This window comes from Jannaschia formosa, assembly GCF_003340555.1.
In the GTDB taxonomy this organism is placed as follows: domain Bacteria; phylum Pseudomonadota; class Alphaproteobacteria; order Rhodobacterales; family Rhodobacteraceae; genus Jannaschia; species Jannaschia formosa.
The window spans coordinates 1-26,759 of sequence record NZ_QPLJ01000003.1; the positions used below are offsets into that span (position 1 = coordinate 1).

Below are 26,759 nucleotides of genomic sequence, written 5' to 3' on the forward strand. Positions count from 1 at the left end.
GTCCGAAGTTGTCTGCCCAGGCCCTTCGAAGCTTCAGCCCCGTCGTTCCCTCCGGCTCCCAACCGCGCCCTCAGCGCCGCCGGTGAAGGGGGATTTACGGATGACACCGAAGACCCGCAAGGCCTTTTTCGCCCAAACATGTACTTTTTTTGAACGCGGCGCGAACATCGTTTATAGTCAGAGACTTGCGGGAAGATTTTTTCGGCGACGCGGCATGTCTGGCCGCTTGCGCCGTCTCGGATCCCCGACTCGCAAGGGAGAGATGCCCAACTCTTGGGCAGGTGACGCAGGGTCGGACAGGTCCCCCTGCCCTACCAGCGGCGAATCCAGAGCCCGCGCAGCCCCACCAGCAGCAGCGCCGCGGCGAGGTAGACCAGCGCCTCGGTCAGCCAGACCTTCTCCTGCATGACATGGTGGATGCCGCCGAGGATCACTGCCGGATAGACGAGCCGATGGAGACGCGCCCAGCCCGCCGCGCCGAGGCGCCTCATCGCGCCCTGCCAGCTGGTCGCGGCGAGGGGCAGCAGCATCACGAAGGCCGCGAAGCCGATGGTCAGATAGGGCCGCTTCACGATCTCGGAGCCGATCAGCCCCCAGCGCAGCTGCAGGTCCAGCAGCAGCCACACCGCGAAATGAAGCGACAGGTAGAGGACCGACAGAAGCCCCAGCGCCTTGCGGAACTTCACGAGGTTGATCCGCGCGAAGCGCAGCAGCGGCGTGACGACCAGCGAGGCGAGCAGGAACTGCAATCCGAGCTCGCCGAAGCCGTGAAGCAGCACGTCGACCCCGTCCGCGACCGCCGTGACCCCGTTCCAGGCGACGACCCCGCCGGGGACCAGCCCCAGGACGTAGACCGGCCAGGTCGGCAGCTTGCGGGCAAGGCCCGACAGGGTCGGGCCGAGAGCGGTCGCGGCCAGCGCCATCGCTCAGAACTTCTCCGTCAGGTCCATGCCCTCGTAGAGCGACGCGACCTGATCGGCATAGCCGTTGAACATCAGCGTGTCCTGGCGGCGCGCGAAGAGCCCGCTGCCGATCACCCGCTCGCTTGCCTGGGACCAGCGGGGATGGTCCACCTCCGGGTTCACGTTGGCGTAGTAGCCGTATTCGCTGGGCTGGCTCTGGTTCCAGGTCGCGAAAGGCTCCTCGGCGACGAGGCTGATGCGCACGATGCTCTTGATCGACTTGAAGCCGTATTTCCACGGCACGACCAGCCGCATCGGGGCGCCGTTCTGGTTCGGGATCGGGCGGCCGTAGATGCCGGTCGCCATGATCGTCAGCGGATGCATCGCCTCGTCCAGCCGCAGCCCCTCGCGATAGGGCCAGTCGAGGATCGGGTAGTTCACGCCCGGCATCACCTCCGGCAGCACCGCCGTCTCGAAGGCGACATGGCGCGCGCCCTCCTGCACGCCGACCTTGGCGAGCAGCCTGTTCAGCTCGAACCCGTTCCAGGGGATGACCATCGACCAGGCCTCGACGCAGCGGAAGCGGTAGATGCGTTCCTCGGTGGGGATGTCGCCGATCAGCTCCGCGAGGGAGTACTCGCCGGGATTGTCCACCAGCCCGTCGACCGTGACCGTCCAGGGATCGGTGACCATTTCGCCCGCGTATTGGGCCGGGTCGGTCTTGCCGGTCCCGAACTCGTAGAAGTTGTTGTAGCCGGTGATCTGCTCCCAGGTGTTGGGCTCCAGCGCCTCCTGCGCGCGGGCGGCGAAGCTCAGGCTCGCCCCCGCGACCGATCCGGCGCCCAGCGCCGCGATCAGCTGGCGGCGGTTGAGCCAGGCGGCTTCGGGCGTCACGTCCGCTCGGGTCAGGTCGGGCTTGTACATGCGGTGCTCCTCGGGTCTCGCGCTCGCGGAGACATAGCGCGTTTCCGACGGCCCGGGGGTGAAGGTTGCACCGGCTCACGACAATGTAAGCCGCCGCGAGGCCCAAAGCGGCGGTCAGGCCTGGGCGATCGCCGCCTCCAGCGCCTCGATCCGCGAACGCGGGCTTGGATGGGTCGCCAGGAACTCCGGTCCGCGACCGGAGCGCGCGCCCATCTTCGTCCAGAGCGCGATCGCCGCCCGCGGGTCGTATCCGGCACTCGCCATCGTCGTGACGCCCAGAAGGTCGGCCTCCGTCTCCTGGTCGCGGCCGTAGGGGCGAAGGATGCCGAACTCGATCCCGACGCCCAGCGCGCCCGCGATCTCCTCGGCATATTCGATCTCGCCCAGGTTCAGCAGCCACGCGATCAGCCGCATCGCGCCGGTCCCGGCCTTCTGCGCGCTCATCCGCTCGCGCGAATGGTCCGCGTCGAGATGCCCGATCTCGTGGCCGATCACCGCCGCCAGCTCCCCCTCGGAGGCCGCGAGCCGGACCATCCCTTCGTAGACGCCGATCCTGTTGCCGGGCAGCGCGAAGGCGTTGACGGTGTCCCCGGCGAAGACGCCCAGCTCCCAGCCGGCCGGGTCCTTGCCCGAGGCGGCCAGCAGGCGCGAGGCGACGCGGGCGACGGTCTCGCGCGCGGTGGCGTCCCGGCTGGCGGGGGTCCTGGCGCGGATGTCGTCCCAGGCGAGCCTTCCCATCTCGGCGGCCTCCGCCTCCGAGACCAGCAGGGGAAGCCGGTCGCAACCGGACAGGGCAAGCGGAGAGACGGCGGCGCCGGTCAGGAAGGCGCGGCGGGAGAAGCCGTGGCAGGAACAGGTCATGTGGAGGGAACCTCGGCCCGGGAAGGCGGTTCCCTGCCGCCGCGGTTTCACGGGTGGTCGCAGCCCGGGTCCGTGGACCCGGACCCCGCGAGGGAGGGGGCGCCCGTCGCCCCGGCGTCTTCTTCAGACCGGGACCCGGACGCAAAGGGGCGGGCCCGAAGGCCCGCCCCTGCATCGCATCGCGTCAGTGGACCACCGCATCCATCGGCGGCGTCCGGTCCGAGGAGGCGAGACGCTCGCCGATCATCAACCCGTCCGGCGTGGCGCGCACCGGGACGACGCTGTCGTCCGCGACCTCGCCGGCCAGGATCATCTCGGCCAGCTGGTTCTGCAGCGACCGCTGGATCACGCGCTTCAGGGGACGCGCGCCGAAGACCGGGTCGTAGCCCTCCTCGGCCAGCCACTTCCGGGCGCTGTCGTCCAGCTCCAGCCGGATCTTGCGCCCCGCCAGCCGCTTGGCCAGCCGCGCGATCTGGATGTCGACGATCCCGTCCATGTCCTCACGGGCGAGCCGGTCGAAGATGATCGTCTCGTCCAGCCGGTTCAGGAACTCCGGCCGGAAATGCGCCCGGACCGCGTCCATCACGTCCCGCTTGGCCCGGGCGGCATCCGCGCCCTCCGGCAGCTGGCTCAGCGCCTGGCTGCCGAGGTTCGAGGTCAGCACGATCAGCGTCTGCTTGAAGTCGACCGTCCGGCCCTGACCGTCGGTCAGCACGCCGTCGTCCAGCACCTGAAGCAGCACGTTGAACACGTCCGGATGCGCCTTCTCGACCTCGTCGAACAGCACGACCTGATAGGGCCTGCGCCTGACGGCCTCGGTCAGCACGCCGCCTTCGTCATAACCGACATAGCCCGGAGGCGCGCCGATCAGGCGGGCGACGGAGTGCTTCTCCATGAACTCCGACATGTCGATGCGCACCATCGCGTGCTCGTCGTCGAACAGGAACTCGGCCAGCGTCTTGGTCAGCTCGGTCTTGCCGACGCCGGTCGGCCCGAGGAACAGGAAGCTGCCCAGCGGCCGCGCCTCGTCGTTGAGCCCCGCACGCGCCCGGCGCACGGCGTTGGCCACGGCGGTCACCGCCTGGCGCTGCCCGATGACGCGGCGGCCCAGCTCGTCCTCCATGCGCAAGAGCTTGTCGCGCTCGCCCTCCAGCATCTTGGACACGGGCACGCCGGTCCAGCGCTCGACCACGGACGCGATCTGCTCGGGGCGCACGGCCTCCTCGACCATGACGTCGTTGTCGCCGGCCTCCGCCTCGCCCAGCTTGCGCTCAAGCTCGGGGATCCGGCCGTATTGCAGCTCGCCGGCGCGGGCGAAGTTGCCCTCGCGCTTGGCCTGGTCCAGCTCGACGCGGGCGTGGTCCAGCTCCTCCTTGAGGGTGCGGGCGGCATCCAGCTTGTCGCGCTCGGCCTGCCACTTGGCGGTCATCTCGGCCGATTGCTGCTGCAGGTCCGACAGCTCCCGCTCCAGCTTCTCCAGCCGGTCCTTCGAGGCCTGGTCGTCCTCCAGCCGCAGGGCTTCGACCTCGATCTGCTTCTGCAGGATGTCGCGGTCGAGCGCGTCCAGCTCCTCGGGCTTCGAATCGACCTCCATCCGCAGCCGCGAGGCGGCCTCGTCCATCAGGTCGATCGCCTTGTCGGGCAGGAACCGGTCGGTGATGTAGCGGTTCGACAGCGTCGCCGCCGCCACCAGGGCCGAGTCCGAGATCCGCACGCCGTGGTGCAGCTCGTACTTCTCCTTGATGCCGCGCAGGATCGAGATGGTGTCCTCGACCGTCGGCTCGTCGACGATCAGCGGCTGGAACCGCCGGGCCAGGGCCGCGTCCTTCTCGACATACTTGCGGTACTCGTCGAGCGTCGTGGCGCCCACGCAATGCAGCTCGCCCCGCGCCAGCGCCGGCTTGATGAGGTTGGCGGCATCCATCGCGCCATCGGCCTTCCCGGCCCCGACCAGCGTGTGCATCTCGTCGATGAACAGGATGATCTCGCCCGCGGCCGCCGTCACTTCGGACAGCACGGCCTTCAGCCGCTCCTCGAACTCGCCGCGATACTTCGCGCCCGCGATCAACGCGCCCATGTCGAGCGCCATCAGCTTCTTGTTGCGCAGGCTCTCCGGCACGTCGCCGTCGACGATCCGCAGGGCGAGCCCCTCGGCGATGGCAGTCTTGCCGACGCCCGGCTCGCCGATCAGGACGGGGTTATTCTTGGTCCGGCGGCTCAGCACCTGCATCGCGCGGCGGATTTCCTCGTCACGGCCGATGATCGGGTCGATCTTGCCGTCCCGGGCCGCCTCGGTCAGGTCGCGGGCGTATTTCTTCAGCGCCTCGTAGCTGTCCTCGGCCGAAGCCGTGTCGGCCTTGCGCCCCTGCCGCACCTCGTTGATCGCGCCGTTCAGGCCCTGCGCGTTCACCGCGCCGGCCTCCAGCGCTTCCCTGGCCTTGGACTTGACCATGGCCAGCGCCATCAGCACCCGCTCCACCGGAACGAAGCTGTCGCCCGCCTTCTGCGCAACCTTCTCGGCCTCGGCCAGCACCTGCGCCAGACCACGCGACATCATCACGCCGCCCGCGTCGCCCGACACGACCGGCAGCTTGCCGACGGCCAGATCGACCGCCTCGCGCACCCGCGCGGGCGCGCCACCGGCGGCGGCGATCAGATTGGCGGCCATGCCCTGCTCATCGTCCATGATGGCCTTGAGCAGATGCTCCGGCATCAGCTGCTGGTGCCCTTCGCGGGTCGCGATGGTCTGCGCGGCCTGCAGGAATCCGCGCGCGCGTTCGGTGAATTTCTCGAGGTTCATGCCTCACACTCCTCTGACAAGCGCCCGCTCCCGGTCCGCCCGACTTCGGCACGGACCCCTCGGGCCTCATCACGGAGATGGGAGGACTGTTGCGGATGTGCAACCTCGCCGCGGGGCAAAAAATGCCGGTCGTAGCAAGGCAGTCCGCCCCCGGCGGACCCGCGCGGACTCAGCCGCCGACGAGGCGCGGCGCGGCATGCACGACCGGCTCCAGCGGGGTGCCGTCGTTCTCGGTCGCGTGGCGCGCGTAGGTCCTGACCCCCGCCGGCAGGATCGTTCCCGGCCGCGCCTCGCCGGTGAAGATGTGCTTGCTGTTCTCCGGCGTGACCGCGATCGCGGCCGGATCATCGAGCGTGCCGATGTAGATCCCGATCCGGTCCGGCCAGCGCGCGAAGGTCAGCGCCAGCTTGGTCCCGCAATCGGCGCAGAAATGGACATGGATGTCCTTGCCGCTTCCCTCGGAAGGCAAGGTGTAGACGGCCGGCGCGGCCCCGGTGAAGGTCAGGTCGGCGCGCTCGAAGATCGGCTCGATCATTCGGTCCGACCCCGTCGCCCGCTGGCAGAACCGGCAGTAGCAGACCGTCACCCAGAGCGGATCGCCCGCCGTGGCGTATCCGACCCTGCCGCACAGGCAGCGCCCTTCGTGGCCCCTGTCCATGGCGTCCCTCCCCCTTCCGGCGAGGCGATCCGTCACCGGAAGACGGCTTCCTTCCCGAAATGCCGGGTCAGCAGATAGTAGAACACGGCGCGATACTTGGAGGTGTTGGAGCGGCCGTATCTCTCGATCACCGCCGCCAGCCCCTCGTCCAGCGACGGCCCGTCCGACAGGCCCAGCTTCCGGATCAGGAAGTTGTTCTTCACCGTCGCCATCTCGCCCGGCGAGCTGGAGGAGACGGTCTCGCTGTCGCGGTTGTAGATCGACGGCCCGCAGGCGATCGTGACCTTGCGGAGCAGGTCGACATCCGGGTCCGCCTCACCGGCCCTGGTCTTCAGGTCGTTGGTATACTTGCCGATCAGCTCGTCGCGCTTGCTCATGCCGTCCCCTTTCGCCTGGTCCCGGCCGCGTCCCCGCGCGGCCCCGGGGACAGTTCAGCCATGGCCGGCCGGGTGACGCAAAGGAAAACTCGCCCGGCCCCGGCTATCGGCAGGTGCCCCGCCCGCTCGACTGCAGGTGCAGGTGGTCGGCATGGTTGGCGTCGTAATCCGGGCCGAGCACGGTGCCGAACCAGTCGCAACCGCCGTCGCGCAGGGCGCGCCAGAACCGCGCCTCCGGGCCCTCGCCCTCCCAGTTGTCCAGAAGCGGCAGGCGGCGGCCATCCTCCAGGACGACCCCGTTGATGTCGATGGCGAGCGCGTTGGCGTGGCTGCTCATCCGTTCGCCGCCGCGGATCGCGCGGCAATTGTAACTGCCCTGGTGGCTCAACCCCGCGACCGGGCTGCCGAGCAGGGCGCCCGCCTCGGCGACCACGGCCTTCTCCCACATAGCGAGGCGCAGCGCCGTCCCGCAGGTCGTCTCCACCGGCGCGACCCACGCCCCGCCGACGCCGCGCAGGTCTACGCGCGGGACGATGCCGCAGCTCTCCCCGGACCGGAGCGGCGCCATGGCCTCGAACGCCGCCCCGGTCGACAGTGCCGCGAGACAGCTCTCCTCGCCCGCCAGCGCCCGGCGCAGCTTGAACCCGGTCAGGGGCGTGACCGGGTGGGTCAGGTCCAGCGCCTCGGTCGGGTTCCATTCGGGGGCGAGCGGCGTGTCCGGCGCCGTCAGCAGCCAGAAGCCCGCCCCGATCAACGCGGCCAGCGACAGGAGCGTCGGCACGATCTCCGCCAGCAGTCGCCAGGGCCGCCGCCGCCGCGGAGCGGGCGCGGCGTCCGGCGCCATCAGCGCGCGGCGCAGCTCCTCGGGCTCCGGCGGCGCGGGGCGCAGGATCGGGTGCGGCCTGTCGATCTCTGTCATGGTCATGCCCCGTGACATAGACGCCGCGGCGCGGCCCGGGAACGGCGCGCCGCGGCCCCGCCCCGCCCGCCGTGCAGGAGGTATCCCGAATCGGCGCATCGGCCACGCAAAAGGGCCCCGCCATGGCGGCGGGGCCCCGAAACCGTCACCGATGGGGCGTCTACAGCGCCTCGCCCACGGTCATCTCGGCCGGCATCTCCTCACCCGATTCGTCCCATTCCGGCATCGCCTCGAGCTCCTCCTCGGTCAGGGCGTCGAGCCTCAGCCCCTCCTCCGTCTGCGAGAAGCGGTCGAGCGGGATGGCGATGTCGCGCTCGCCGAAGCCGAGGAAGCCGCCGACGCCGACGATGGCGTTCGGCGTACCGCCGACATCGACGAGACGGTCGACCTCGCCAAGCCGCTCGCCGGTGCCGCCCAGCACGTTCATGCCCACCAGGTCCGAGACGCGCATATTGGCAAAGGCGCCATAGAGCCCTTCGCCCGCCGGCGCCTCCGCGTCCCCGGCGACCGCGGTGTCCGCTTCGGCGCCGTCGCCGGTCGCTGCGTCGCCCGATCCGGCGGCCATCCCCGTCTCGGGCGCGACCGTCGTCGCTTCCGCATCGCCGCCTTCGGCCATCGCAGGGCCGTCGGCCCCGGCATCGGAGCCTTCCTCGACGGCCTCGGTCCCGGCGGCCATCGCCCCGTCCTCCTCGTCCTCCCCGGCGGGAACGGTCTCAAGGGTCGCCGCGTCCGGGACGATGGTCTCCTCGGTTTCGAGTTCGCCTTCGGCGACGTCGCTCCCCCGGTTGCGCAGGATCAGCGTGCCGTCCTCGCTCTGGGCGGCGAGGTCGCCGTCCCCGGTCTCGACCTGGCTGTCGGCGGTCTGGGCGAATGCGGCGCCCGAGATCAGCGCCGCGGCGGCGATGCCGCTCAGAAGTGTGCTGTAGGTTTTCATGGGTTGGCGTCCATAGCTGGGTTGCTGTGCACAGCGAACGCCACGCCCTGCCCCGCGTTCCCGCCCCCCGGAAACATATGCGCCGGCCGGCGAGAGGCCGCCCGCGCCCCGGCGTACCGTCGGCACCCGGCCGCCCATCGGACCCACAAACGCAAAAAGGGCCCCGCTATGATGGCGGGGCCCTGTCCTCGTCCGGCTCAGGGTCCGGAGTCAGGCGCGATCAGTAGGAGTCGCCGATCATCGCGTCGAGCGGCATCACGCGGCCCGTCTCGTTCCATTCGGGCATCCGCTCCAGTTCGTCCTCGGTGACCGCGTCGAGGATCAGCCCGTCCTCGGTCAGCGAGAAGCGGTCCAGCGGGATGGCGACGTTGTGCTCGCCAAGGCCGAGGAATCCGCCGACGCCGACGATGGCCATCGGGGTGCCGTCCATGGCGATCAGGCGGTCGACATCGCCCACATCGCTGCCGGTCGAGCCCAAGACGCTCATGCCGACGACATCGGCGACGCGGGTCTCGGCGAAGGCGCCATAGAGACCACGGCCTTCCGCGACCTGACGCTCAGTCGTCAGCGTGCCGACCTCCTGAGTGTCCATCATGCGCTCCTGATCGGAGACGATGATGTTGGCCTCTTCGGACTGCTCGACCTGAACCCGGGGCTCGGCCTGCTCGACCGCAACGGCGGCTTCTTCGGCCTCTTCGATGTTCACGACCGGATCGGCCTCGGAGACGCGGACCTGGCCGTCGCCCTCGGACTGGATCTCGACATTGGCTTCCGCCTGCTCGATCGCCACGGCCGCGGCGCCGGCCTCGTTCACGCGAACCTCAGGCTCGGCCGAGGTGACGCGCACGTTCGGCTCGGCTTCCTCGATCGTGATGCTCGGCTCGGGGCGCACGAAGCGCACGATCGGCTGGGGCTGCTCGACGTTGACGCTGGGCTGCGCGGTCGCGACGTTCACGTCGGGCTCGGGCATGCGCACGGTGACGGTCGGCTCGGGAATGCGGACGGTCACTTCGGGCTGCGCCTGCTCGATCGTGATGATCGGAGCCTGCTGCTCGACCGTGACGGTCGGCTCGGCGACGGTCACGACGACCTCGGGCTGGGCCTGCTCGACGAGCACCTCGGGCTGCGCCTGGTCGACGGTCACCTGCGGGTCGGCCACGTCCACCGAGACCTGAGCGTCGGGCTGCTCGACCACGATCTGGCCGCCCATCGCATCGGCGGTCGCGGTGGTCGTCTCCACCTGGCTCGTCTCGTCCATGAGGACGAAGCCGGCCAGTTCGACGGTCACTTCGGAACCGGAGGTATCGACGACGCGGTTACCTTCCATGTCGACGACGTAGCCTTCGACATCGGCGTAGAGCGGGTTGCCCTCGGGGTCGAGCGCGGGCGCGCCGGACGGGTCCATCAGGGCGTTCTCAAGATACGAATCCTGATATTCGGTGTTGCCATCGAGATCGGCTTGCTGGGCGAAGGCCGAACCGGCGAGAAGCGCGGCCGTAGCCACGCCACTCAACAAAAGCTTGTGCGTGTTCATGGGAATCTCCCGTTGCGTGTTTGCAGTGGCTAGACAACGGTTGATCGGGGGCTGCGTTCCCGGATTCGCATCAAAAAGTGACGCGGGAACAACGTGCGGTTTCGTGCGTTGGGATCGTTACGATCCGGTGCGGAAATCGCGGACCCGGGGTCGCAAACCCCACCAAAACGCCGCAAGGCGGCGAGGCTCTCCCCGCCGCCCCAGGGGGACCGCCGCCCGCACCGGGCGCGGCCCTCCCCCGCTCAGTAGCGGTAATGCTCGGGCTTGTAGGGGCCCTCCTGCGGCACGCCGATATAGTCCGCCTGCTCCTTCGAGATCTGCGTCAGCTTCACGCCGATCCGGCCCAGATGCAGCCGCGCGACCTTCTCGTCGAGATGCTTGGGCAGGATGTAGACGCCGGGCGCATACTCGTCGCCCTTCTGCCAGAGCTCCATCTGCGCCAGCACCTGGTTGGTGAAGCTGGCCGACATCACGAAGGACGGGTGCCCCGTCGCGTTCCCGAGGTTCAGAAGACGCCCCTCGGACAGGAGGATGATGCGATTGCCCGAGGGCATCTCGATCATGTCGACCTGTTCCTTGATGTTCGTCCACTTGTGGTTCTTCAGGCTGGCGACCTGGATCTCGTTGTCGAAATGGCCGATGTTGCCGACGATCGCCATGTCCTTCATCTCGCGCATGTGCTCGATGCGGATGACGTCCTTGTTGCCGGTGGTGGTGACGAAGATGTCGGCGGTCTTGACCACGTCCTCCAGCACGGTGACCTGAAAGCCGTCCATCGCGGCCTGCAGCGCGCAGATCGGGTCGACCTCGGTGACGATGACCCGCGCGCCCGCGCCCGCCAGCGACGCGGCCGATCCCTTGCCGACGTCGCCATAGCCCATCACGACCGCGACCTTGCCGGCCATCATGGTGTCGGTGGCGCGGCGGATGCCGTCGACCAGCGATTCCTTGCAGCCGTACTTGTTGTCGAACTTCGACTTGGTGACGGAATCGTTCACGTTGATCGCCGGGAAGGGCAGCAGCCCCTTCTTGTGCAGTTCATAGAGCCGGTGGACGCCGGTCGTCGTCTCTTCCGAGACGCCCCGGATCTGGTCGCGCGTCTTCGTGAACCAGCCCGGGCTCTCCTTCATGCGCTTCCGGATCTGCGCCTTGATGACCTCTTCCTCCTCGGAGGTCGGCACGGCCAGCACGTCCTCGCCCGCCTCCATCCGCGCGCCGAGCAGGACATAGAGCGTCGCGTCCCCGCCATCGTCGAGGATCATGTTCGGGCCGTCGGGGAACTGGAACGAGCGGTCGAGATAGTCCCAGTGCTCCTCCAGCGACTGGCCCTTGATCGCGAAGACCGGCGTGCCGCCCGCGGCGATGGCGGCGGCGGCATGGTCCTGGGTCGAGAAGATGTTGCACGACGCCCAGCGCACGTCGGCGCCCAGCGCGTTCAGCGTCTCGATCAGGACGGCGGTCTGGATCGTCATGTGCAGCGAGCCGACGATGCGCGCGCCCTTCAGCGGCTGCGCCTCGCCATATTCGGAGCGCAGCGCCATCAGCCCCGGCATCTCCGTCTCGGCAATGTCCAGTTCCTTGCGGCCATAGCCGGCGAGGTCGATATTCTTGACGACGTAGTCCTTCATCGCGCGCTCCTGCGAAATCTGCTTGGGGCGCGGCGTAACAGGCGACCGCCGGCGCTTCAATGCGGCCGGGTGCAGCGGGACGGGCTGTCAGGCAGGGGTGTTCGGGTCGGTCGACCTTCCCGGGGCGCAGGCTCCGCCCCGGGTGTGCGTCTTCAGGACTCGACGCCCTTGACGATGTGCCGCTCCAGCTGCGGCCGCCAGTCGGTGCCCGCCGCCATCACGCAGGAGATGCCGTTGGGCCGCGTCAGCAGGATCGTCCAGGTGCCCTGCTCGGCCGAGGTCCAGACCTCGTAGACGGCGCTGTCGCTCTGCAGGCCGCCGCCCGAGAAGTTCTCGCCATAGGTGTCGAGCAGCTTCTCCACGATCCTCTCGCGCGGGGCGCAGGACAGGCCCTGCGCCTGGGCGAGGCCGGGGGTGAGGAGCATCGCCGCGGCGATGAGGGTTGGGATCGTCGTCTTCATTCCGGTCTTCCTCCGGTGATTGAGGGCGCCGTGGCACCGTTATCCCTCGCCTCCCTCTAAATCCTTACCCCCGGGCCGCCGATTTGGTTGCATCACGGCTTCGCCAGCGGCAGGCATCGGCCATGGCACGGATGCGCGCATGGCAGAGGATGCTGTCGGGCCGCAGGCTCGACCTGCTGGACCCGACGCCCATGGATATCGAGATCGCGGACATCGCCCACGGTCTCGCCTTCGTCGCGCGCTGGAACGGCCAGACCCTTGGCGACTGGCCCTATTCCGTCGCCGAGCATTCGCTGCTCGTGGTCGACATCCTGGACCGGCTCGGCCCCTCCACGCCGGCGGAGCGGCTGGCGGCGCTGCTGCACGACGCCCCGGAATACGTGATCGGCGACATGATCTCGCCCGTAAAATCGGCGGTCGGGCCCGATTACGAGGCGCTCGACGAACGGCTGCAGACCGCGATCAACCTCCGCTTCGGTCTTCCGGCGGCGACGCCGCAGCGGCTCAAGCGGCGCATCAAGAAGGCCGACCGGATCTCGGCCTGGCTTGAGGCGACGCAGATCGCAGGCTTCACCGAGGCCGAGGCCGACCGCTATTTCGGCCGCCCCAACCTGGCCTCGCTGCGCGGCCTCGGCGTCACGCTGCGCCCCCCGGCCGAGGCGCGGGCGGCCTTCCTCGACCGCCACGCCACCCTCTCGGCCGAACGGGACGCCGCATGACCCGCCTCCATGTCCGCCCGGCGCGCCCCTTCGACGCGGGCGCGATGGCGACGCTGCTCAACGCGATCATCGCCCAGGGCGGCACGACAGCGATGACCGAGCCGGTGACCGGCGCGGACCTGCGCGACTGGATGCAGGAGGCCGATATCTGGCACGTGGCCGAAAGCGACGGCGAGATCCTCGGCTTCCAGTGGATCGGGCGCCATCCGGGCCTGCCCGAGGACGCCTGCGACATCGCCACCTTCGTGGCGCTCGGCTCGCACGGGCTGGGCGTCGGCAGCCGCCTGTTCGACGCCACCCGCGCGGCGGCGAAGGCGGCGGGCTTCGCCTGGATCGCTGCGCGGATCGCGCCCGGGAACGAGGGCGGGCAGGCCTACTACCGCTCGCGCGGCTTCGAGGATTGGCTCCGGACCGGGGACAAGGTCATCAAGCGCTTCGACCTCTGACGCCGGACCCGCGACCCGGGGCACGCGGCCCTGGCGCCAGCTTCGCCGGAACGATCTCCGGCGCCCCCCCCGCCCGTGGCGCCGGCCCCATCGCTTCCAGAACGCGCCGCCATGTGAGAAAGGGCAGCGAAGCCTCCGTCGACTCCCCTCCCGGGCCGACGCTTTTGCAAACCATCCGGAGCAATCCGGCAAGACATGTGCAGAAATCGCGTATGACCCAGATCACCCCTTCGTCACCCGTGGATCACCCATGAGAATCGCCGCCTGGTCCGGCCCCCGGAACCTCTCGACCGCGATGATGTATTCCTTCGGCAACCGGCCCGATTGCGACGTCATGGACGAGCCCTTCTACGCCGCCTTCCTCGCCCGCACCGGCCTTCCCCACCCGATGCGCGAGGCGGTCCTGGCTTCCCAGCCGACCGAGCCCGAGGCGGTCGCCGCGCTCTGCGCGCAGGAGGGGAATCCCCATGTCTATCAGAAGCATATGGCCCAGCACATGGACGGCATGCCGCTCGGCTGGGCCGAGGGCTGCGCCCATGTCCACCTGATCCGCCACCCCGCCCGCGTCATCGCCAGCTTCCGCGAAAAGCACGACGCGCTGAGCGAGGAGGCGATCGCCTTCGCCGGGCAGGCCACGCTCTACGACCGGCTCGGCGGCATCGTGGTCGACACCGAGGACCTGCGCCGCAACCCACGGGCGATGCTGCAGAAACTCTGCGCCGAGATCGGGCTCCCCTGGTCAGAGGCGATGCTTTCCTGGCCCGCCGGAGGGCATCAGAAGGACGGCGTCTGGGCCGCCCACTGGTACGGCGCCGTCCACCGCTCCACCGGCTTCGCCGGCCCCGAGGGCCCCATGCCGGAGGTCGACACGCCCGACCTCCTCCGCGCCGCCCTGCCCTTCTACGAGGCCCTGCGCAGCCGCGCCTTGCGGGTCTGAAACACCAGATATGCCACGGGGTTAGGACGCCTCGTCCCGAACCTGCATCCCGTGCAGCTGCGCGTAGATTCCGTCGCGCGCCAGCAGTTCCTCATGCGTCCCCCGCTCGACCACGCGCCCCTTGTCGAGCACGACGATCTGGTCCGCGTCCTGCACCGTCGACAGCCGATGCGCGATCACCAGCGTCGTCCGGTTCGTCGACAGCGCCGCCAGCGCCTCCTGCACCAGCTTCTCGGACTTCGTGTCCAGCGCGCTCGTCGCCTCGTCCAGAAGCAGGATCGGCGTGTCCCGCAACAGCGCCCGCGCAATGGCCACCCGCTGGCGCTGCCCGCCCGACAGGTTGGCGCCGCGCGGGCCTGCAGGCGACTCGAGGCCGGCGGGCAGATCGGCAAGAAAATCCGTGACATGGGCCGCGTCGAGCGCGGCCTGCAACCGCGCCTCGGGCACCTCGCGGCCCAGCGTCAGGTTCTCGCGCAGCGTCTCGTCGAAGAGCAGCGTGTCCTGGCTGACGACCGAGAACAGCGCCCGCAGGTCGGCCAGCTTGCGGTCGCGGATGTCGCGCCCGCCGATGGTCACGCGCCCGGAGGACGGGTCGACAAGGCGGGTCAGCACGTTGAAAAGCGTCGACTTTCCCGCCCCCGACAACCCGACCAGCGCCGTCGTGGTCCCCTGCGGCACCTCGAAGCTGACCCCGCGCAGCACCGGGTTGTCGCCGTAGGACAGCGCCACGTCCTCGAAGACGATCCCGACCTCCCCGGTCTCGGCGACGGACGCGGGAGGCTCGAGGATCGTCGGCACGGTGTCGCGCAGGGCATAGATCCGCTCCAGCGAGGCCATCATCGTCTGCCAGCTGCCCGACAGGTCGGCCAGCCGCCGCAACGGCTGGAAGGCCAGCGCCATGGCGGTGAAGAAGGACATGAACTCGCCGATGGTCTTCTCGCCCGCGATGATCTGCGGCCCGCCATACATCAGCACCGCGAAGAACCCGGCCCCGACCGAGAAGTCGACCAGCGCCGGCACCGTCGCCTGCCCGGCCCGGGCGCGCACCGTGGCACGGACCATGGCCTCGGTCGAGGCGCGGAAGCGGCCTTCCTGGTAGGCTTCCATCGCGTTCAGCTTGATCGGCGCGATGCCGTGGAAGATCTCGTCCAGCCGCGTCGTCCGCCGCCCGGCGATGTCGCGCAAGGCGGTGGACTTCTTGCGGATGTAGCGCTGCACGATCAGGCTGGGCAGCACCAGCAGCGGCGCGCCGACGATGGCGATCAGCGTCCAGAGCGGATCGACCAGCACCGCCACCACCGTCAGCGAGACCAGCCCCACGAAGTCCCGCCCCGCCGAGGTCAGGATCCCGGTCCACATCAGCTGGATCGCCTGCACGTCGCCCTGCACCCGCTCGATCAACTGGCCGGGCGAGTTGACGGCGTAATAGGCGCTGTCGAGCCGGAGGACGTGGCCCAGCAGGTCCTGCTGCAACCGCGCCGAGGCGTCGAAGGACACGCGCGTCATGATGATCCGGTGCGCCACGCTGACCACGCCGCGCAGCGCGAAGAGGCCGAAGATGGCAAGGCCGACCAGCGCGACCAGATCGGACCGGCCCTGCACGAAGACCACGTCGAACATAGGCTCGAGCATGTAGGCCAGTGCGCCGACGCTGCTGCCCTCGATCGCCATCAGCAGCGCGGCGAGCAGGATCCAGGGCCAGTGCCGCCGGAGATAGCCCGTCCAGAGGCGGGCGAAGGGATGGCGGGGTCTGGTCACGGCGCGGGCTTAGACCATCGGGCGCCCGTGCGGCAATGGCCGCCGCCGCCCCCGCAGGCGTGATCCCGCGCGGGGCGACAGGGAGGCGTTTCCCCGCGCGGCCGGCCCGCCTGCCGGCCGTCGCGGCGAGGGCCCCGCTCTCGCCTGAAGGTCAGGGGCTGGCGGGAGGGTCGCTCCGGACCTTCGCCCTCATCTCGCGGTCGCGCGGGGTCAGGCCGTAGGGGGCGGCCAGGGTCCAGACGTGGTCCGGCACCATGTGGCGCAACCGGTTCGGCGCGGCACGGCGCAGATGCAGGATCGTTTCGACGGCCTTCATCTCCAGCCGGGCGCGGGCGAACTCCATGCCCCGCGGCCCGATCCTCGGCTGAAGCCAGGCCACCACGGGCCGCAACCAGCCGGGCATCCGCCGCAACGGCAGCCCGCCCGCCGCCCGCTCGGTATTGGCGGCGAAGCCCTTCACCGCCGAAGCGCGTCTGCCTCGCGTGGTCAGGCCGGTCAGCGCGACCCGGTCGCCGAGCCCATCCAGCATCTCGGCCCCCCGCGCGTTGCGCACGATCAGCCACTGCGCCCCGTCGCCGCCCATGTAGCCCACGGTCACGTCGGCCAGACGGTTGGTGTAGTCGGTGCAGGTCCGGCAGGTCAGCGGGAAGAAGTCGCGCGGCAGGTCCGAGAGCGGCAGCTTGAGGAACGGGATCAGCCGGACGGCCCCGTCGTCGAAGCGCATCTCGACGCGGTAGTCTGCGCGGAACTCCAGATAGGTTACGCGGTCCGGGCGGTCGGTCAGCCGGGAGAGGAAGGCGTGGAAATTGGCGGTGGTCGTGTTGTCGGAACAGGGCGTGCCGATGACATAGAGCCGCTCCAGCCCCAGCTCCGCCTCGATGGCGCGCAGGGCGTGGACCTGGCAGGGGATGCCGACGATGCCGATGCGGGTATGGCCCTGGGCGATGGCCGGCTCCAGCAGGGCCAGCAGCGGGGCATAGCCCATCCGCATCCCGCGAACCCGCGCCATGTCGGCGGGATCGGTGACGATGACGGGGACGGGCCGGAACGGATCGTCCGGCGCGGGCGCCAGCGTCAGCACCGCAGTCACGGTCCCGCGCTCCAGCAGATCGGCGGCGAGCGCGGTGGTGATGCCGGTCCACTGCGCGCCGGGCGCCGGATCGCGCAGCGCCGCGCGATGCATCGCGACGACATGGCCGAAATGCGGGTCGGCGCCCGCCGCCCCGTGGGTCGCGAGTTCGGAGGCGGGGTAGTCCGGCACGGTGAACTGGCAGGCTGTGCCGCAGCGCGGCGCCAGCTTCATCCGCGACAGACCGCAATCGGTGCACATGTCGCCGCGCAGGGCGGCCTTCGGCAGGATCGGCGCGTCGAGGGGCTGAGTGTCACGCATGGTTGACACTTTGCGCCCCGCGCACGGACCTGTCCAGTGCCCGCGTCGGACCTTGTGCGCTCCGCCGCCCCATGCCACCGGAGCGGCCGGAGGAGAACCGATGAAAGCCGGACTGACTGCCCTGACGCTGGCCTATGTGCTCAGCCAATTCTACCGCGCGTTCCTCGCGGTGCTCGCGCCCGAGTTGACCGCGGAGCTCGGCATTTCGCCGGCGCAGTTGAGCCGGGCCTCGGGCATCTGGTTCGTTGCCTTCGCCGCGGCGCAGATCCCCATTGGCTGGGCGCTGGACCGGATCGGGCCGCGCCGGACTGCGGCGGCGCTGCTGGGGCTTGCCGGCGGAGGCGGGGCGCTGCTGTTCGCGGGGGCACAGGCGGGCTGGCACGTCACCGCCGCGATGGCGCTGATCGGGGTCGGATGCGCGCCGGTGCTGATGGCGAGCTACTACATCTTCGCGCGCACCTTCTCGGCTGCCGTCTTCGCGACGCTGGCCTCGGTGCTGATTGGCGTGGGGTCCTTGGGCAACATCGCGGCCTCGGTTCCGCTCGGCTGGGCGGTGGAGGCGATGGGCTGGCGCGGCACGATGACAGCGCTCGCAGCCGCAACCCTCATCATCGCAGTGAGTTGCTGGCTTTTCGTCAACGATCCGAAGATCGTTCGGGACGGCCCGAAAGGGTCGCTGCTCGACGTGCTGCGCATCCCGGCGCTCTGGCCCGTCCTGGCCATGATGCTGGTGAACTACGCCCCGGCGGCGGGCATCCGCGGGCTCTGGGCCGGGCCCTATGTTGCCGAGTTCTACGGCGTGGCACTCGTCGGCACGGTCACGCTGGCGATGGGGCTGGCGATGATCCTGGGCAACTTCGTCTACGGGCCGCTCGACCGGGTGACGGGCACGCGCAAGGGGGTGGTGATGGCCGGGAATTTGCTGGGCGCTGCGGCCTGTGGGGTCCTGTGGTGGTCGCCGGTGCCGGGGCTCTGGCAGGCCGCGGCGCTCTTCGCGCTGATCGGGGCGCTGGGCTCCAGCTACGCCGTCTGCATGGCGCATGGCCGGGCCTTCGTTCCGCCGCACCTGACGGGGCGCGGGGTAACGCTGCTCAATCTCTTCTCGATCGGTGGGGTGGGCGTGATGCAGTTCGCGACCGGCCCCCTGTTCGAGGCGGCGGGTGGCGGGGTCGACGGATTCCGCACCCTGTTCGGCCTCTTCGCCCTCGCCCTGCTGGCGGGCTGCGCGATCTACGCCCTGGCGCCGGACCGGACGGACTGAAGCGCGGCAGGCGGTCGCGGAAACCGGATCACGGGGCGGGCCGTTGTAACGCGACTCACGACGGAGGCCCTGATGGCGGATGCGCAGAAGACCGAGCCCGAACTCTGGGAGACGGTGAAGCAGGAAATCACCGATGGCGACAAGGGCGGAGAGCCGGGCCAGTGGTCCGCGCGCAAGGCGCAGATGGCCGTCCAGGAATACAAGAAGCGCGGCGGCGGCTATGCCGAGGAGGGCCCCGACCGGAAGGAGACCAGCCTGCACGAGTGGACCGAGGAGGATTGGGGCACCAAGTCCGGCGAGGAAAGCGGCGAGACCGGCGAGCGCTACCTGCCCAGGAAGGTGCGGATGTTGCTGACCGAGGAGGAATACGCCCGCTCCACTCAGAAGAAGAAGGGCGGCGATCGCCAGTTCGTCGACCAGCCAGGCGACGTGCGCGACAAGGTCGCGCAGATCAAGAAGGACGGTCCCACGAAAGAGATGCTGATGGAGCGGGCCCGCGACCTCGACATCGCCGGCCGCAGCGACATGACGAAGGACGAACTGCTGGACGCCATCGAGGACGCCACCGACGAGAACGGGCGCGGCAAGGGGGCGAAGACGGCGCTGGAGCAGAAGACCGTGAGCGAGTTGCAGGACATGGCCCGGGAGCGCGAGATCGAGGGCCGCTCGAAGATGGACAAGGACGCGCTGGTGGAGGCGCTGGCGCAGGGAGAGTGACGCGCTCCGGGTCACGCACCCTGCCGGAGCTGGAACAGGCGCCCTGCGAGGAACGCGAGCGACGGCGCGGTGTCGAGCGCGGAGACCGGCGGGCCCGGCCGATCACGGGAGCCGCCCTCGCCGCCGGGAGAGGCACGCCTATCGCCCGGGGTGCCGCAATCAGCGGGATCGCCGTCGAGGCTATCCAGACGCGCTGGCGCTTTCACAGCGTCAGGAAGGCAGAGGGTCCCGGCCGGGGAGGCTGCCATTGGTCACGGATCAGGCTCCGGGCGGGGCGTGACCCTGCCGTTCCCGGATCACGAGCCCCCTGTGGAGGAGGTGCGAGAGATGGGCCGAGGCTCTCGGGCAGCAGGCCAACATGGGCGCCGATCCCGCCCATGTTCCGCCCCCCTCGCCCGCGCACACGAGCAGGCGCAAGATCGTGAGCCGAGCGTCATGCGTCACGCCGGCCGTGCCTCCGCCGACCCGCCGTCCGGTCCTGCAGGAACGTTGCCGCGCTTGCCCCCGCGTCCCATCGGGTATAGCCCCCGCGGCGTTTCCCACCCACCAGGAGAATTCGGAATGGGCTACAAGGTCGTCGTCTGCGGCGCCACGGGGAACGTGGGCCGCGAAATGCTGAACATCCTGGCCGAGCGCCAGTTCCCCATCGACGAGATCGCGGCGCTGGCGTCGCGCCGGTCGCTGGGCACCGAAGTCTCGTTCGGCGACAAGACCTTGAAGACCAAGGATCTGGATCAGTTCGACTTCACCGGCTGGGACATCGCCTTCTTCGCCATCGGCTCGGACGCGTCGAAGAAATACGTGCCCATGGCGGCCAGGGCGGGCTGCATCGCGATCGACAACTCCTCGCTCTACCGCTACGACCCGGACGTTCCGCTGGTGGTGCCGGAAGTGAACCCCGAGGCCGTCGAGGGCTATGCGAAGAAGAACATCATCGCAAACCCCAACTGCTCGACCGCGCAGATGGTGGTGGCGCTCAAGCCGCTGCACGACCGGGCGCGGATCAAGCGCGTCGTCGTGTCGACCTACCAGTCCGTCTCGGGTGCCGGGAAGGAGGGGATGGACGAGCTCTGGGACCAGACCAAGGCTGTCTACAACCCGGTGACCGAGGTCGCGCCGTCGAAGTTCCAGAAGCAGATCGCCTTCAACGTGATCCCGCATATCGACAGCTTCATGGAGGACGGCTCCACCAAGGAAGAATGGAAGATGGTCGCGGAGACGAAGAAGATCGTCGACCCGTCGATCAAGGTGACCGCGACCTGCGTGCGCGTGCCCGTCTTCGTCGGCCATTCCGAGGCGGTGAACGTCGAGTTCGAGGAGTTCCTCGACGAGGACGAGGCCCGCGACATCCTGCGCGAGGCGCCGGGTGTGCTGGTCGTCGACAAGCGCGAGGACGGCGGCTACGTGACGCCGATCGAATGCGTCGGCGACTATGCGACCTTCGTGTCGCGGATCCGCCAAGACAGCACGATCGAGAACGGTCTGAACCTGTGGATCGTCTCCGACAACCTGCGCAAGGGCGCGGCGCTGAACGCGGTCCAGATCGCCGAGACCCTCGGCACGAGAGTGCTGAAGAAGGGGTGAGCGCCGGATCGGGCCGCAGGCCCGACGGAGGCCCCGGTGGGGCCTCCGAGGCGCGAACGGGCGAAGCCCCAGCCGGATCGGGCCGCAGGCCCGACGGAGGCCCCGGTGGGGCCTCCGAGGCGCGAACGGGCAGCCCCAGCCGGATCCGGCCGCAGGCCCGGCGGAGGCCCCCGTGGGGCCTCCGAGGCGCGAACGGGCGAAGCCCCAGCCGGCCCGGGCAGCCGAAGGCGTCCGACGCCGGAAGGGAAGCGCCCGCTCAGGGCGCGGGACGGTCGCATTACCGATCCCTTGGCGCGTCTGTCGGACGAATGTTCCCTCGAGCCGAAGATACCGCGCCACCTGGAATGCTGAGCAGTCCCGAGGGCACAGCGATCTGGCAAGGCGTGGTGCCCGGACCGAAGGCCGACTTGGCAGGGTAGTCGCGAACGGCATCGCGCGACCGGCGGACCGCCCATGCACCGCGACGAGGGACCCCTGTCCTTCACCAAGGAGAACGCGACGCCCCCCACGTGAAGCCCCACGGCTCAGACGGCATGCAGGCCCCGCAGCCGGAAGCCTCCGCGCGGAAGCCCTGGCGGGTGGCGCAGGTCCGGCTCCGCCTCGGGCGTGGCCACGGTGTACCCGATGCGGGCCGTCAGCCATTCCGCCGCCGCTTCGCACTGGCGCATCGTCACCCATTCCCCGGCGCAGCGATGGGTCTCGTGGAAGCCGCCGCCTCCCTGCGCGATCATGTCGAAGGGGCCGGGGTCTCCCTCCTGATGGCGCGACGGGCGGAAGAACTCGGGGGCTTCCCAGACCGCGTCGTCGCGGTTCGTGCCCCAGATCGACAGCACGGCCCGGGCGCCCGGCTTGAGGGGCCTGCCGCGCCACGCGACCCCGTCTCCGACGATGGCAGCGAGCACGGGGAAGAACGGATAGAGCCGGCGCACCTCCAGCACGAAGGCGTGTCGGTAGGCCGCGTCCTCGGCCACGCGCGGGGCCATCGCCGGATGGGCGTGGAGCGCGTGGGCGATGTGGACGACCCAGACCGCGTTCGCCACGGTGGGGCGCAGGAAGGACATGAGGTCTGCGGCGGCCACGGGCACGTCCAGCAGGCGCCCGTCGGCATGGGTCCACCGCGCGGCCCGGGCGGCGGGCGCCTCGGGCGGGACGGGGGCCGCGCCCGCCCGGATATCGCGGATCAGCGGCTCCAGCCAGCGCTGCGCCGCGCGCCGCGCCCTGGCGCCGCGCAGGCGACCGGCCGGCGTCTTGGCGCCCGCCTCGAGGAACATCGCGGACAGCATCCGGCCGCGGGCGGAGACCTCGCCCTCGTCCAACGGTACCCCGGCCCAGCCGCAGACGGCGCGGGTCAGGGCGTCGCGGGCGATCTCGAACAGGTCGACCTCGCCGGGCCAGCCGGGACGCGCGGCCTCCAGCGCGTCGATGAAACGGAGGGCCAGGTCGTCCGCGGTGCCGCCCTGCACCAGTTCCATGGCCCGACGCTTGCGATGGGCATGCTCCGCCCCGTCGGTCCCCTGGATGACGCCCCGCGGCCCGAACAGGGTGCTCGCCGGTATTCGCGGGACCGCTCCCTCGCGATGCATTCCGGGGCCGTAAAAGACTCCCGCCGCCTCCCGCCCGGTCATCAGATAGGCGGGCCGGCCGAGCAGCCGGGCACGGAGGACCGACGCACCGGCCTCGGCGCAGTGGCGCGGAATGCAGGTGTAGGGCTCGTGCAGCAGCGGCAGGGTCGCATCGAGCCAGGAATCATGGGGAAGCTCCCGCATCGCCCGCTCCGTCGTTCAGGAAAGACGTCGGCCCAACGCCCCGGCACTGGCGCGGTTCCGGGACCGGGCCGGGGGCTGACAAGCGCGGACGCCGGGTCCACACTCCGCCTCGTGGCGCCCCTCGGAGGCCGGTTAGCCAGCCGCGCGTCGAATTCCGGGCCGTCGGCCCCCGTCCCGCAGGAACGCGGCAGCCAGGGCCGACGGGTCCAGCTGAATGTGCCGGTCAGCGCGCCCCAAGGTCTTCGGCGCACCGTCCCGCGCGCCCGGTCCCCGCCCGTCAGCCCTCACGAAGAATGCAGGACAGCGCTTCAACCTCATTCGATGCTCCTGAAATATGCCGGGGGGGCGAGCGAAGCGAGCGGGGGCAGAGCCCCCTCCGACCGATCCGCCGGACACCCCCGGCAGGACAGGAATCCCGGCAGCAGAGCCGCTACAGCGCCACGAACCCGTCCACCCGTGCGTCGTAGATCTGCAGCGCACCCTCGGCCAGGTCGTTCCAGAGGCCGTGGAGCGCCAGCTGCCCCGTCTCGACGGCTTCGGCGACGAAGGGGAAGGTCAGCAGGTTGTCGAGCGAGACCAGCACGGACTGCTTCTCGAAGGCTTCCAGCCGCATGCGGCCCTCGGGCAGGTCCTTCACCCCGTCCCAGCCGGGGCGCAGCAGGTCCATCCAGCGGCCGACGAAGCTGTCCTCCCGCTCCAGGTCGGGGGCGCGGCCCGCGCACATCTCGGCGCAGCCCGCGACGCCGCCGCATTCGGAATGGCCGACCACCATGATCTGCGAGACGTGCAGCGCCGTCACCGCGTATTCGACCGCCGCCGAAGTGCCGTGATGCAGGCCGTCGGGCTCGTAGGGCGGCACGAGGTTGGCGATGTTGCGGTGGACGAAGAATTCGCCCCGCTCGGCCCCGAACAGCGACAGCACGTCGACGCGGCTGTCGCAGCAGGCGATGACCATCGTGCGCGGGCGCTGCCCCTCGGTCGCGAGGCGCCGATACCAGGCGGCGTTCTCCACGTAGTCCGTGGCCTTCCAGCCGTGGAAGCGCTGGACGAAGGATTTCGGCAGGGGCTTGGTCGGTCTCATGCGGGAAGGTCCTTGCGGGTCGGCGCGTTCTTAGGGCTCAATTTGACCGGTATCGAGCGTTTTCTGACGCGCCCCGACGCCGGCCCGCCCCGTTTCCGCCCCGGTTGGGCCGGAGACCGGGGCCCGTGCCGTGGGGGCACAACCGAACCAGCCGAGACAGATCATGACCGAGACCCTGACCCTTCCCACCCGGACCGAGACGGTCGAGTTCGACCGTGACGTGCTCTCTGCGCTCTGCGACGAGCACGGCGCGGGGATCGAGTCCTTCCTGACCGGATGCCTGTTGCAGATCGGCCAGGCCATGGAGCGGGCCATGCTGTCGCTGCGCCTCGGCGATACCGACGCGCTGGACGCGACCTGCGTCGATCTCGGCCGTCTGGCCGACCTGATCGGGATGCGTACGGTCGCCACCGCCGCACGCGCCGTGCGCGCGGCCATAGCTGCCGGGGACGCGACGGCGCTGGCCGCCTGCGGCACGCGACTGGTGCGGCTGGGCCACCCCTCGGCCGTCGAATCCTGGACGGTACGCACCGGCATCTCCGCCTGAGGGCGCCTGCGGCCTTGCAGCCGTGGGCCGGCGGGGTATCGTGGCCGCCGCCCTGCCCCGACGCCGAGATGCCCATGCCCGCCGCCCGTTTCGCTGCCCCCGATGCCGCCGCCATCCCGATCCGCATCGTCGCGGCGGAGGAGCTGGAGCCGTGGCTCGCCACCCAAGACCCGTCCCTGCGCAGCTGGGTGACGGCGCACGGTTTCACCGGCGCCGCGGGCGATCTGCTGCGCGTGCCCGGCCCGGACCTGTCGGTCGCCCGCGTCCTCTTCGGCTGGGGCACTCCGCGCGACCACGCGCGGGAGCGGTTCCACTTCGCCAGGGCCGCCGCCGCGCTGGGTCCCGGGACCTACGCGCTGGAAGGCACGCTCGACCCCGACGCCCTTGAAGAGGCGGCGCTCGGCTGGCTGCTCGCCGCCTACCGCTTCACCCGCTACGCCGGATCCGAGCGCGAGGCGCCCGGCCTCGTCGCGCCCGAGGGCGTCGACGCCGCGCGGCTGGAGGCGATCGCGGCCGGAGAGGCGCTGACCCGCGACCTGATCAACACCCCCGCCAACGACATGGGCCCCGCCGAGCTGGAGGCCGCCGCGCACGAACTGGCCGAGGCGCATGGCGCGCAGGTCGAGGTCACCGAGGGCGAGTCCCTGCTGGAGCGGAACTTCCCCCTGATCCACACCGTCGGCCGCGCCTCGACCCGGGCCCCGCGCCTGATCGACCTTCGCTGGGGCGATGCAGGGCCGACCCTGACGCTGGTCGGCAAGGGCGTCTGCTTCGACACCGGCGGGCTGAATCTCAAGCCCGGCGCCTCGATGGGGCTGATGAAGAAGGACATGGGCGGGGCGGCGACGGTGCTGGGTCTCGCCGCGATGCTGATGGCGACGAAGGCTCCGCTGCGCCTGCGGGTCCTGATCCCCGCAGTCGAGAACGCGGTCGCGGGCGACGCCTTCCGCCCCGGCGACATCCTGACCGCCCGCAACGGCCTGACCGTCGAGATCAACAACACCGACGCCGAGGGGCGACTTGTCCTCGCCGACGCGCTGGCGCTCGCCGCCGAGACGCCCGCCGACCTGACGGTCTGCATGGCGACCCTGACCGGCGCCGCCCGCGTCGCCGTGGGGCCCGACCTCGCCCCGTTCTACACCGACGACGAGGGGCTGGCCGAGGCGCTGATGCAGGCGGGCGGGCGGGTGCGCGACCCGCTCTGGCGGATGCCGCTGCATCGCCCCTACGAGACGATGATCGAGCCGGGCATCGCCGATCTGGACAATGCGCCGAAGGGCGGCTTCGCGGGCTCGATCACGGCGGCACTGTTCCTCGACCGCTTCGCGGGGCCGGGGCGCTTCGCACATTTCGACATCTACGGCTGGAACCCCAATGCCGCCCCCGGCCGCCCCAAGGGCGGCGTCGGCATGGGCGCGCGCGCCATCCTAGACGCGCTGCCCCGGATCCTGCCCCGAGACGGCGCCGCATGAGCCAGCTCGACCCCCGGCTGACGCCCGCCAACGGCCATGCCGCCGCGCATGAGCTGCGCGGCGTGATCGAGGCCACGCGCTACGTCAAGGGCACGGTCCGCTCGGTCCAGCAGCCGCTGGTCAATCTGTCGGACGCGCCCCGGGGCGACCGCGCCAGCCAGCTTCTCTTCGGCGAGGCCTTCCGCGTCATCGACGAGCGTGACGGCTACGCCTTCGGGCAATCCCTGCGCGACGGCTATTGCGGCTATGTCCTGTCCGGCGCGCTCACCCGGCAGGAGGCTGCGACCCACTGGGTCGCCGCCCCGGCCACGCATCTCTATCCGAAGGCCAAGGTGAAGGCGCCGCCCGAGGTCTCGATCTTCTTCGGCAGCCATGTCCGCGTCGTCTCCGACCATGGCGAGTTCCAGAAGGTCTCCACCGGCCACTTCGTCCCGACCCAGCACCTGCAGCGCCTGCGCGCGCGCTTTTCGGACCCCGTGGGCGTGGCCGACATGTTCCTCGGCACGCCCTATCTCTGGGGCGGCTGCTCGCGCTGGGGGATCGACTGCTCCGGCCTCGTCCAGCAGGCGCTGGTCGCCTGCGGCATCGACTGCCCGCGCGACAGCGACCAGCAGATGGGCCTTGGGCGGGAGCTGCACGAGAGCGAGCCGCTGCGCCGCGGGGACATCGTCTTCTGGCGCGGCCATGTCGGGATCATGGCCTCCGAGACGCTGCTGCTCCACGCCAACGCCCACCACATGGCCGTCGCCTACGAACCGCTGGACGAGGCCCGCGCCCGGATCGCGGCAAGCCAGGCGGAGTCGACCGGCGCGGGCCAGATCACGGCGCGCCGGCGGGTGGAGAAGAGCTGAGACCGCCCCCCCCCCCCGGGGGGCGCGGTCGGACGGGACGGATCTGGTGGCGGCGCTGGTTCGATGGATCCGGTGGCGGAGGCGCCAGGCCGCGAGGCTGGCGGCCCGGTAGAGAATCACGGTGAGCAGGCCCTTTGGCTCCGGCTCTTCGGGCATCTGTCCGACGATCAGCCGGGCGAGGCAGGGCGCCGGCCCCGGGCAGCGCGAAGGCAATCCTGGCGTCGCGGATGCG

24 protein-coding genes are annotated in these 26,759 nt (G+C 70.4%); 9 read left to right on the top strand and 15 right to left on the bottom strand.

Features of this window, described 5'->3' with window-relative positions:
• Window positions 1–311: 311 nt before the first annotated feature.
• The 11 genes from DR046_RS04405 to DR046_RS04455 form a co-directional block, all read right to left on the bottom strand.
• Window positions 312–923, bottom strand: coding sequence for a protein-methionine-sulfoxide reductase heme-binding subunit MsrQ (locus tag DR046_RS04405; protein ID WP_115380399.1), 612 nt, complete (start codon window positions 921–923; stop codon window positions 312–314).
• A 3-nt stretch (window positions 924–926) separates the two neighbouring features.
• Window positions 927–1,826 (bottom strand): protein-methionine-sulfoxide reductase catalytic subunit MsrP, encoded by a 900-nt coding sequence (gene msrP / locus DR046_RS04410; protein ID WP_115380401.1) that lies wholly within the window; start codon window positions 1,824–1,826, stop codon window positions 927–929.
• A 114-nt stretch (window positions 1,827–1,940) separates the two neighbouring features.
• Window positions 1,941–2,687 (bottom strand): M48 family metallopeptidase, encoded by a 747-nt coding sequence (locus DR046_RS04415; protein WP_115380403.1) that lies wholly within the window; start codon window positions 2,685–2,687, stop codon window positions 1,941–1,943.
• Between the two features lie 184 nt (window positions 2,688–2,871).
• Complete coding sequence (gene clpB / locus DR046_RS04420) at window positions 2,872–5,487, bottom strand: ATP-dependent chaperone ClpB (RefSeq protein WP_115380405.1); 2,616 nt, start codon at window positions 5,485–5,487, stop codon at window positions 2,872–2,874.
• 169 nt (window positions 5,488–5,656) lie between these two features.
• Window positions 5,657–6,145 (bottom strand): GFA family protein, encoded by a 489-nt coding sequence (locus DR046_RS04425; protein WP_115380407.1) that lies wholly within the window; start codon window positions 6,143–6,145, stop codon window positions 5,657–5,659.
• 32 nt (window positions 6,146–6,177) lie between these two features.
• Entirely contained in the window at window positions 6,178–6,522 is a 345-nt protein-coding gene (locus DR046_RS04430; RefSeq protein ID WP_115380409.1) for a DUF2853 family protein, read from the bottom strand.
• A gap of 103 nt (window positions 6,523–6,625) precedes the next feature.
• A complete protein-coding gene (locus DR046_RS04435) occupies window positions 6,626–7,447 on the bottom strand; it encodes an extensin-like domain-containing protein (protein WP_167766877.1) in 822 nt (273 codons plus the stop codon).
• Window positions 7,448–7,601: 154 nt separating this feature from the next.
• Window positions 7,602–8,375 carry a PRC-barrel domain-containing protein gene (locus DR046_RS04440; protein ID WP_115380413.1) on the bottom strand — a complete coding sequence of 258 codons (774 nt, stop codon included), beginning with the start codon at window positions 8,373–8,375 and terminating at the stop codon, window positions 7,602–7,604.
• Window positions 8,376–8,595: 220 nt separating this feature from the next.
• On the bottom strand, window positions 8,596–9,909 hold the full coding sequence (locus DR046_RS04445) for a PRC-barrel domain-containing protein (RefSeq protein ID WP_115380415.1): 1,314 nt from the start codon (window positions 9,907–9,909) through the stop codon (window positions 8,596–8,598).
• 242 nt (window positions 9,910–10,151) lie between these two features.
• Complete coding sequence (gene ahcY / locus DR046_RS04450; RefSeq protein WP_115380417.1) at window positions 10,152–11,537, bottom strand: adenosylhomocysteinase; 1,386 nt, start codon at window positions 11,535–11,537, stop codon at window positions 10,152–10,154.
• 152 nt (window positions 11,538–11,689) lie between these two features.
• A complete protein-coding gene (locus tag DR046_RS04455) occupies window positions 11,690–11,998 on the bottom strand; it encodes a hypothetical protein (protein ID WP_115380419.1) in 309 nt (102 codons plus the stop codon).
• A gap of 122 nt (window positions 11,999–12,120) precedes the next feature.
• Here DR046_RS04455 and DR046_RS04460 point away from each other — a divergent pair, with 122 nt between their 5' ends.
• The 3 genes from DR046_RS04460 to DR046_RS04470 all read left to right on the top strand — a co-directional run bounded on the left by DR046_RS04460 (window position 12,121) and on the right by DR046_RS04470 (window position 14,100).
• Complete coding sequence (locus DR046_RS04460; protein WP_115380421.1) at window positions 12,121–12,717, top strand: HD domain-containing protein; 597 nt, start codon at window positions 12,121–12,123, stop codon at window positions 12,715–12,717.
• Window positions 12,714–13,163 (top strand): GNAT family N-acetyltransferase, encoded by a 450-nt coding sequence (locus DR046_RS04465; protein ID WP_115380423.1) that lies wholly within the window; start codon window positions 12,714–12,716, stop codon window positions 13,161–13,163. Before DR046_RS04460 ends, DR046_RS04465 begins: the two co-directional genes overlap by 4 nt.
• 250 nt (window positions 13,164–13,413) lie before the next feature.
• A complete protein-coding gene (locus DR046_RS04470) occupies window positions 13,414–14,100 on the top strand; it encodes a sulfotransferase-like domain-containing protein (RefSeq protein WP_115380425.1) in 687 nt (228 codons plus the stop codon).
• A 21-nt stretch (window positions 14,101–14,121) separates the two neighbouring features.
• On the opposite strand, the gene DR046_RS04475 is transcribed toward DR046_RS04470, so the two are convergent.
• Together DR046_RS04475 and DR046_RS04480 are read right to left on the bottom strand one after the other, a co-directional pair.
• Complete coding sequence (locus tag DR046_RS04475) at window positions 14,122–15,858, bottom strand: ABC transporter ATP-binding protein (protein ID WP_280652821.1); 1,737 nt, start codon at window positions 15,856–15,858, stop codon at window positions 14,122–14,124.
• Between the two features lie 151 nt (window positions 15,859–16,009).
• Window positions 16,010–17,248: a Coenzyme F420 hydrogenase/dehydrogenase, beta subunit C-terminal domain gene (locus DR046_RS04480; protein ID WP_115380427.1), complete on the bottom strand. Its 1,239-nt coding sequence runs from the start codon at window positions 17,246–17,248 to the stop codon at window positions 16,010–16,012.
• A 100-nt stretch (window positions 17,249–17,348) separates the two neighbouring features.
• On the opposite strand from DR046_RS04480, the gene DR046_RS04485 reads away from it, so the two are divergent.
• The 3 genes from DR046_RS04485 to DR046_RS04495 all read left to right on the top strand — a co-directional run bounded on the left by DR046_RS04485 (window position 17,349) and on the right by DR046_RS04495 (window position 20,810).
• Window positions 17,349–18,509, top strand: coding sequence for an MFS transporter (locus tag DR046_RS04485; protein ID WP_115380429.1), 1,161 nt, complete (start codon window positions 17,349–17,351; stop codon window positions 18,507–18,509).
• A 72-nt stretch (window positions 18,510–18,581) separates the two neighbouring features.
• Window positions 18,582–19,226 carry a Rho termination factor N-terminal domain-containing protein gene (locus DR046_RS04490; protein WP_115380431.1) on the top strand — a complete coding sequence of 215 codons (645 nt, stop codon included), beginning with the start codon at window positions 18,582–18,584 and terminating at the stop codon, window positions 19,224–19,226.
• Window positions 19,227–19,787: 561 nt separating this feature from the next.
• On the top strand, window positions 19,788–20,810 hold the full coding sequence (locus DR046_RS04495; RefSeq protein ID WP_115380433.1) for an aspartate-semialdehyde dehydrogenase: 1,023 nt from the start codon (window positions 19,788–19,790) through the stop codon (window positions 20,808–20,810).
• Between the two features lie 524 nt (window positions 20,811–21,334).
• Here DR046_RS04495 and DR046_RS04500 read toward each other — a convergent pair.
• Together DR046_RS04500 and DR046_RS04505 are read right to left on the bottom strand one after the other, a co-directional pair.
• A complete protein-coding gene (locus tag DR046_RS04500) occupies window positions 21,335–22,576 on the bottom strand; it encodes a cytochrome P450 (protein ID WP_115380435.1) in 1,242 nt (413 codons plus the stop codon).
• Between the two features lie 430 nt (window positions 22,577–23,006).
• Window positions 23,007–23,657, bottom strand: a complete 651-nt coding sequence (locus DR046_RS04505) for a carbonic anhydrase (RefSeq protein ID WP_115380437.1) — start codon at window positions 23,655–23,657, stop codon at window positions 23,007–23,009.
• Window positions 23,658–23,820: 163 nt separating this feature from the next.
• Between DR046_RS04505 and DR046_RS04510 the strand changes: the two genes are divergently transcribed.
• The 3 genes from DR046_RS04510 (at window position 23,821) to DR046_RS04520 (ending at window position 26,527) form a co-directional block, all read left to right on the top strand.
• On the top strand, window positions 23,821–24,204 hold the full coding sequence (locus tag DR046_RS04510; RefSeq protein ID WP_115380440.1) for a hypothetical protein: 384 nt from the start codon (window positions 23,821–23,823) through the stop codon (window positions 24,202–24,204).
• Window positions 24,205–24,278: 74 nt separating this feature from the next.
• Entirely contained in the window at window positions 24,279–25,676 is a 1,398-nt protein-coding gene (locus DR046_RS04515; protein WP_115380442.1) for a leucyl aminopeptidase family protein, read from the top strand.
• Window positions 25,673–26,527, top strand: a complete 855-nt coding sequence (locus tag DR046_RS04520) for a C40 family peptidase (protein WP_115380444.1) — start codon at window positions 25,673–25,675, stop codon at window positions 26,525–26,527. Before DR046_RS04515 ends, DR046_RS04520 begins: the two co-directional genes overlap by 4 nt.
• Window positions 26,528–26,759 lie beyond the last annotated feature (232 nt).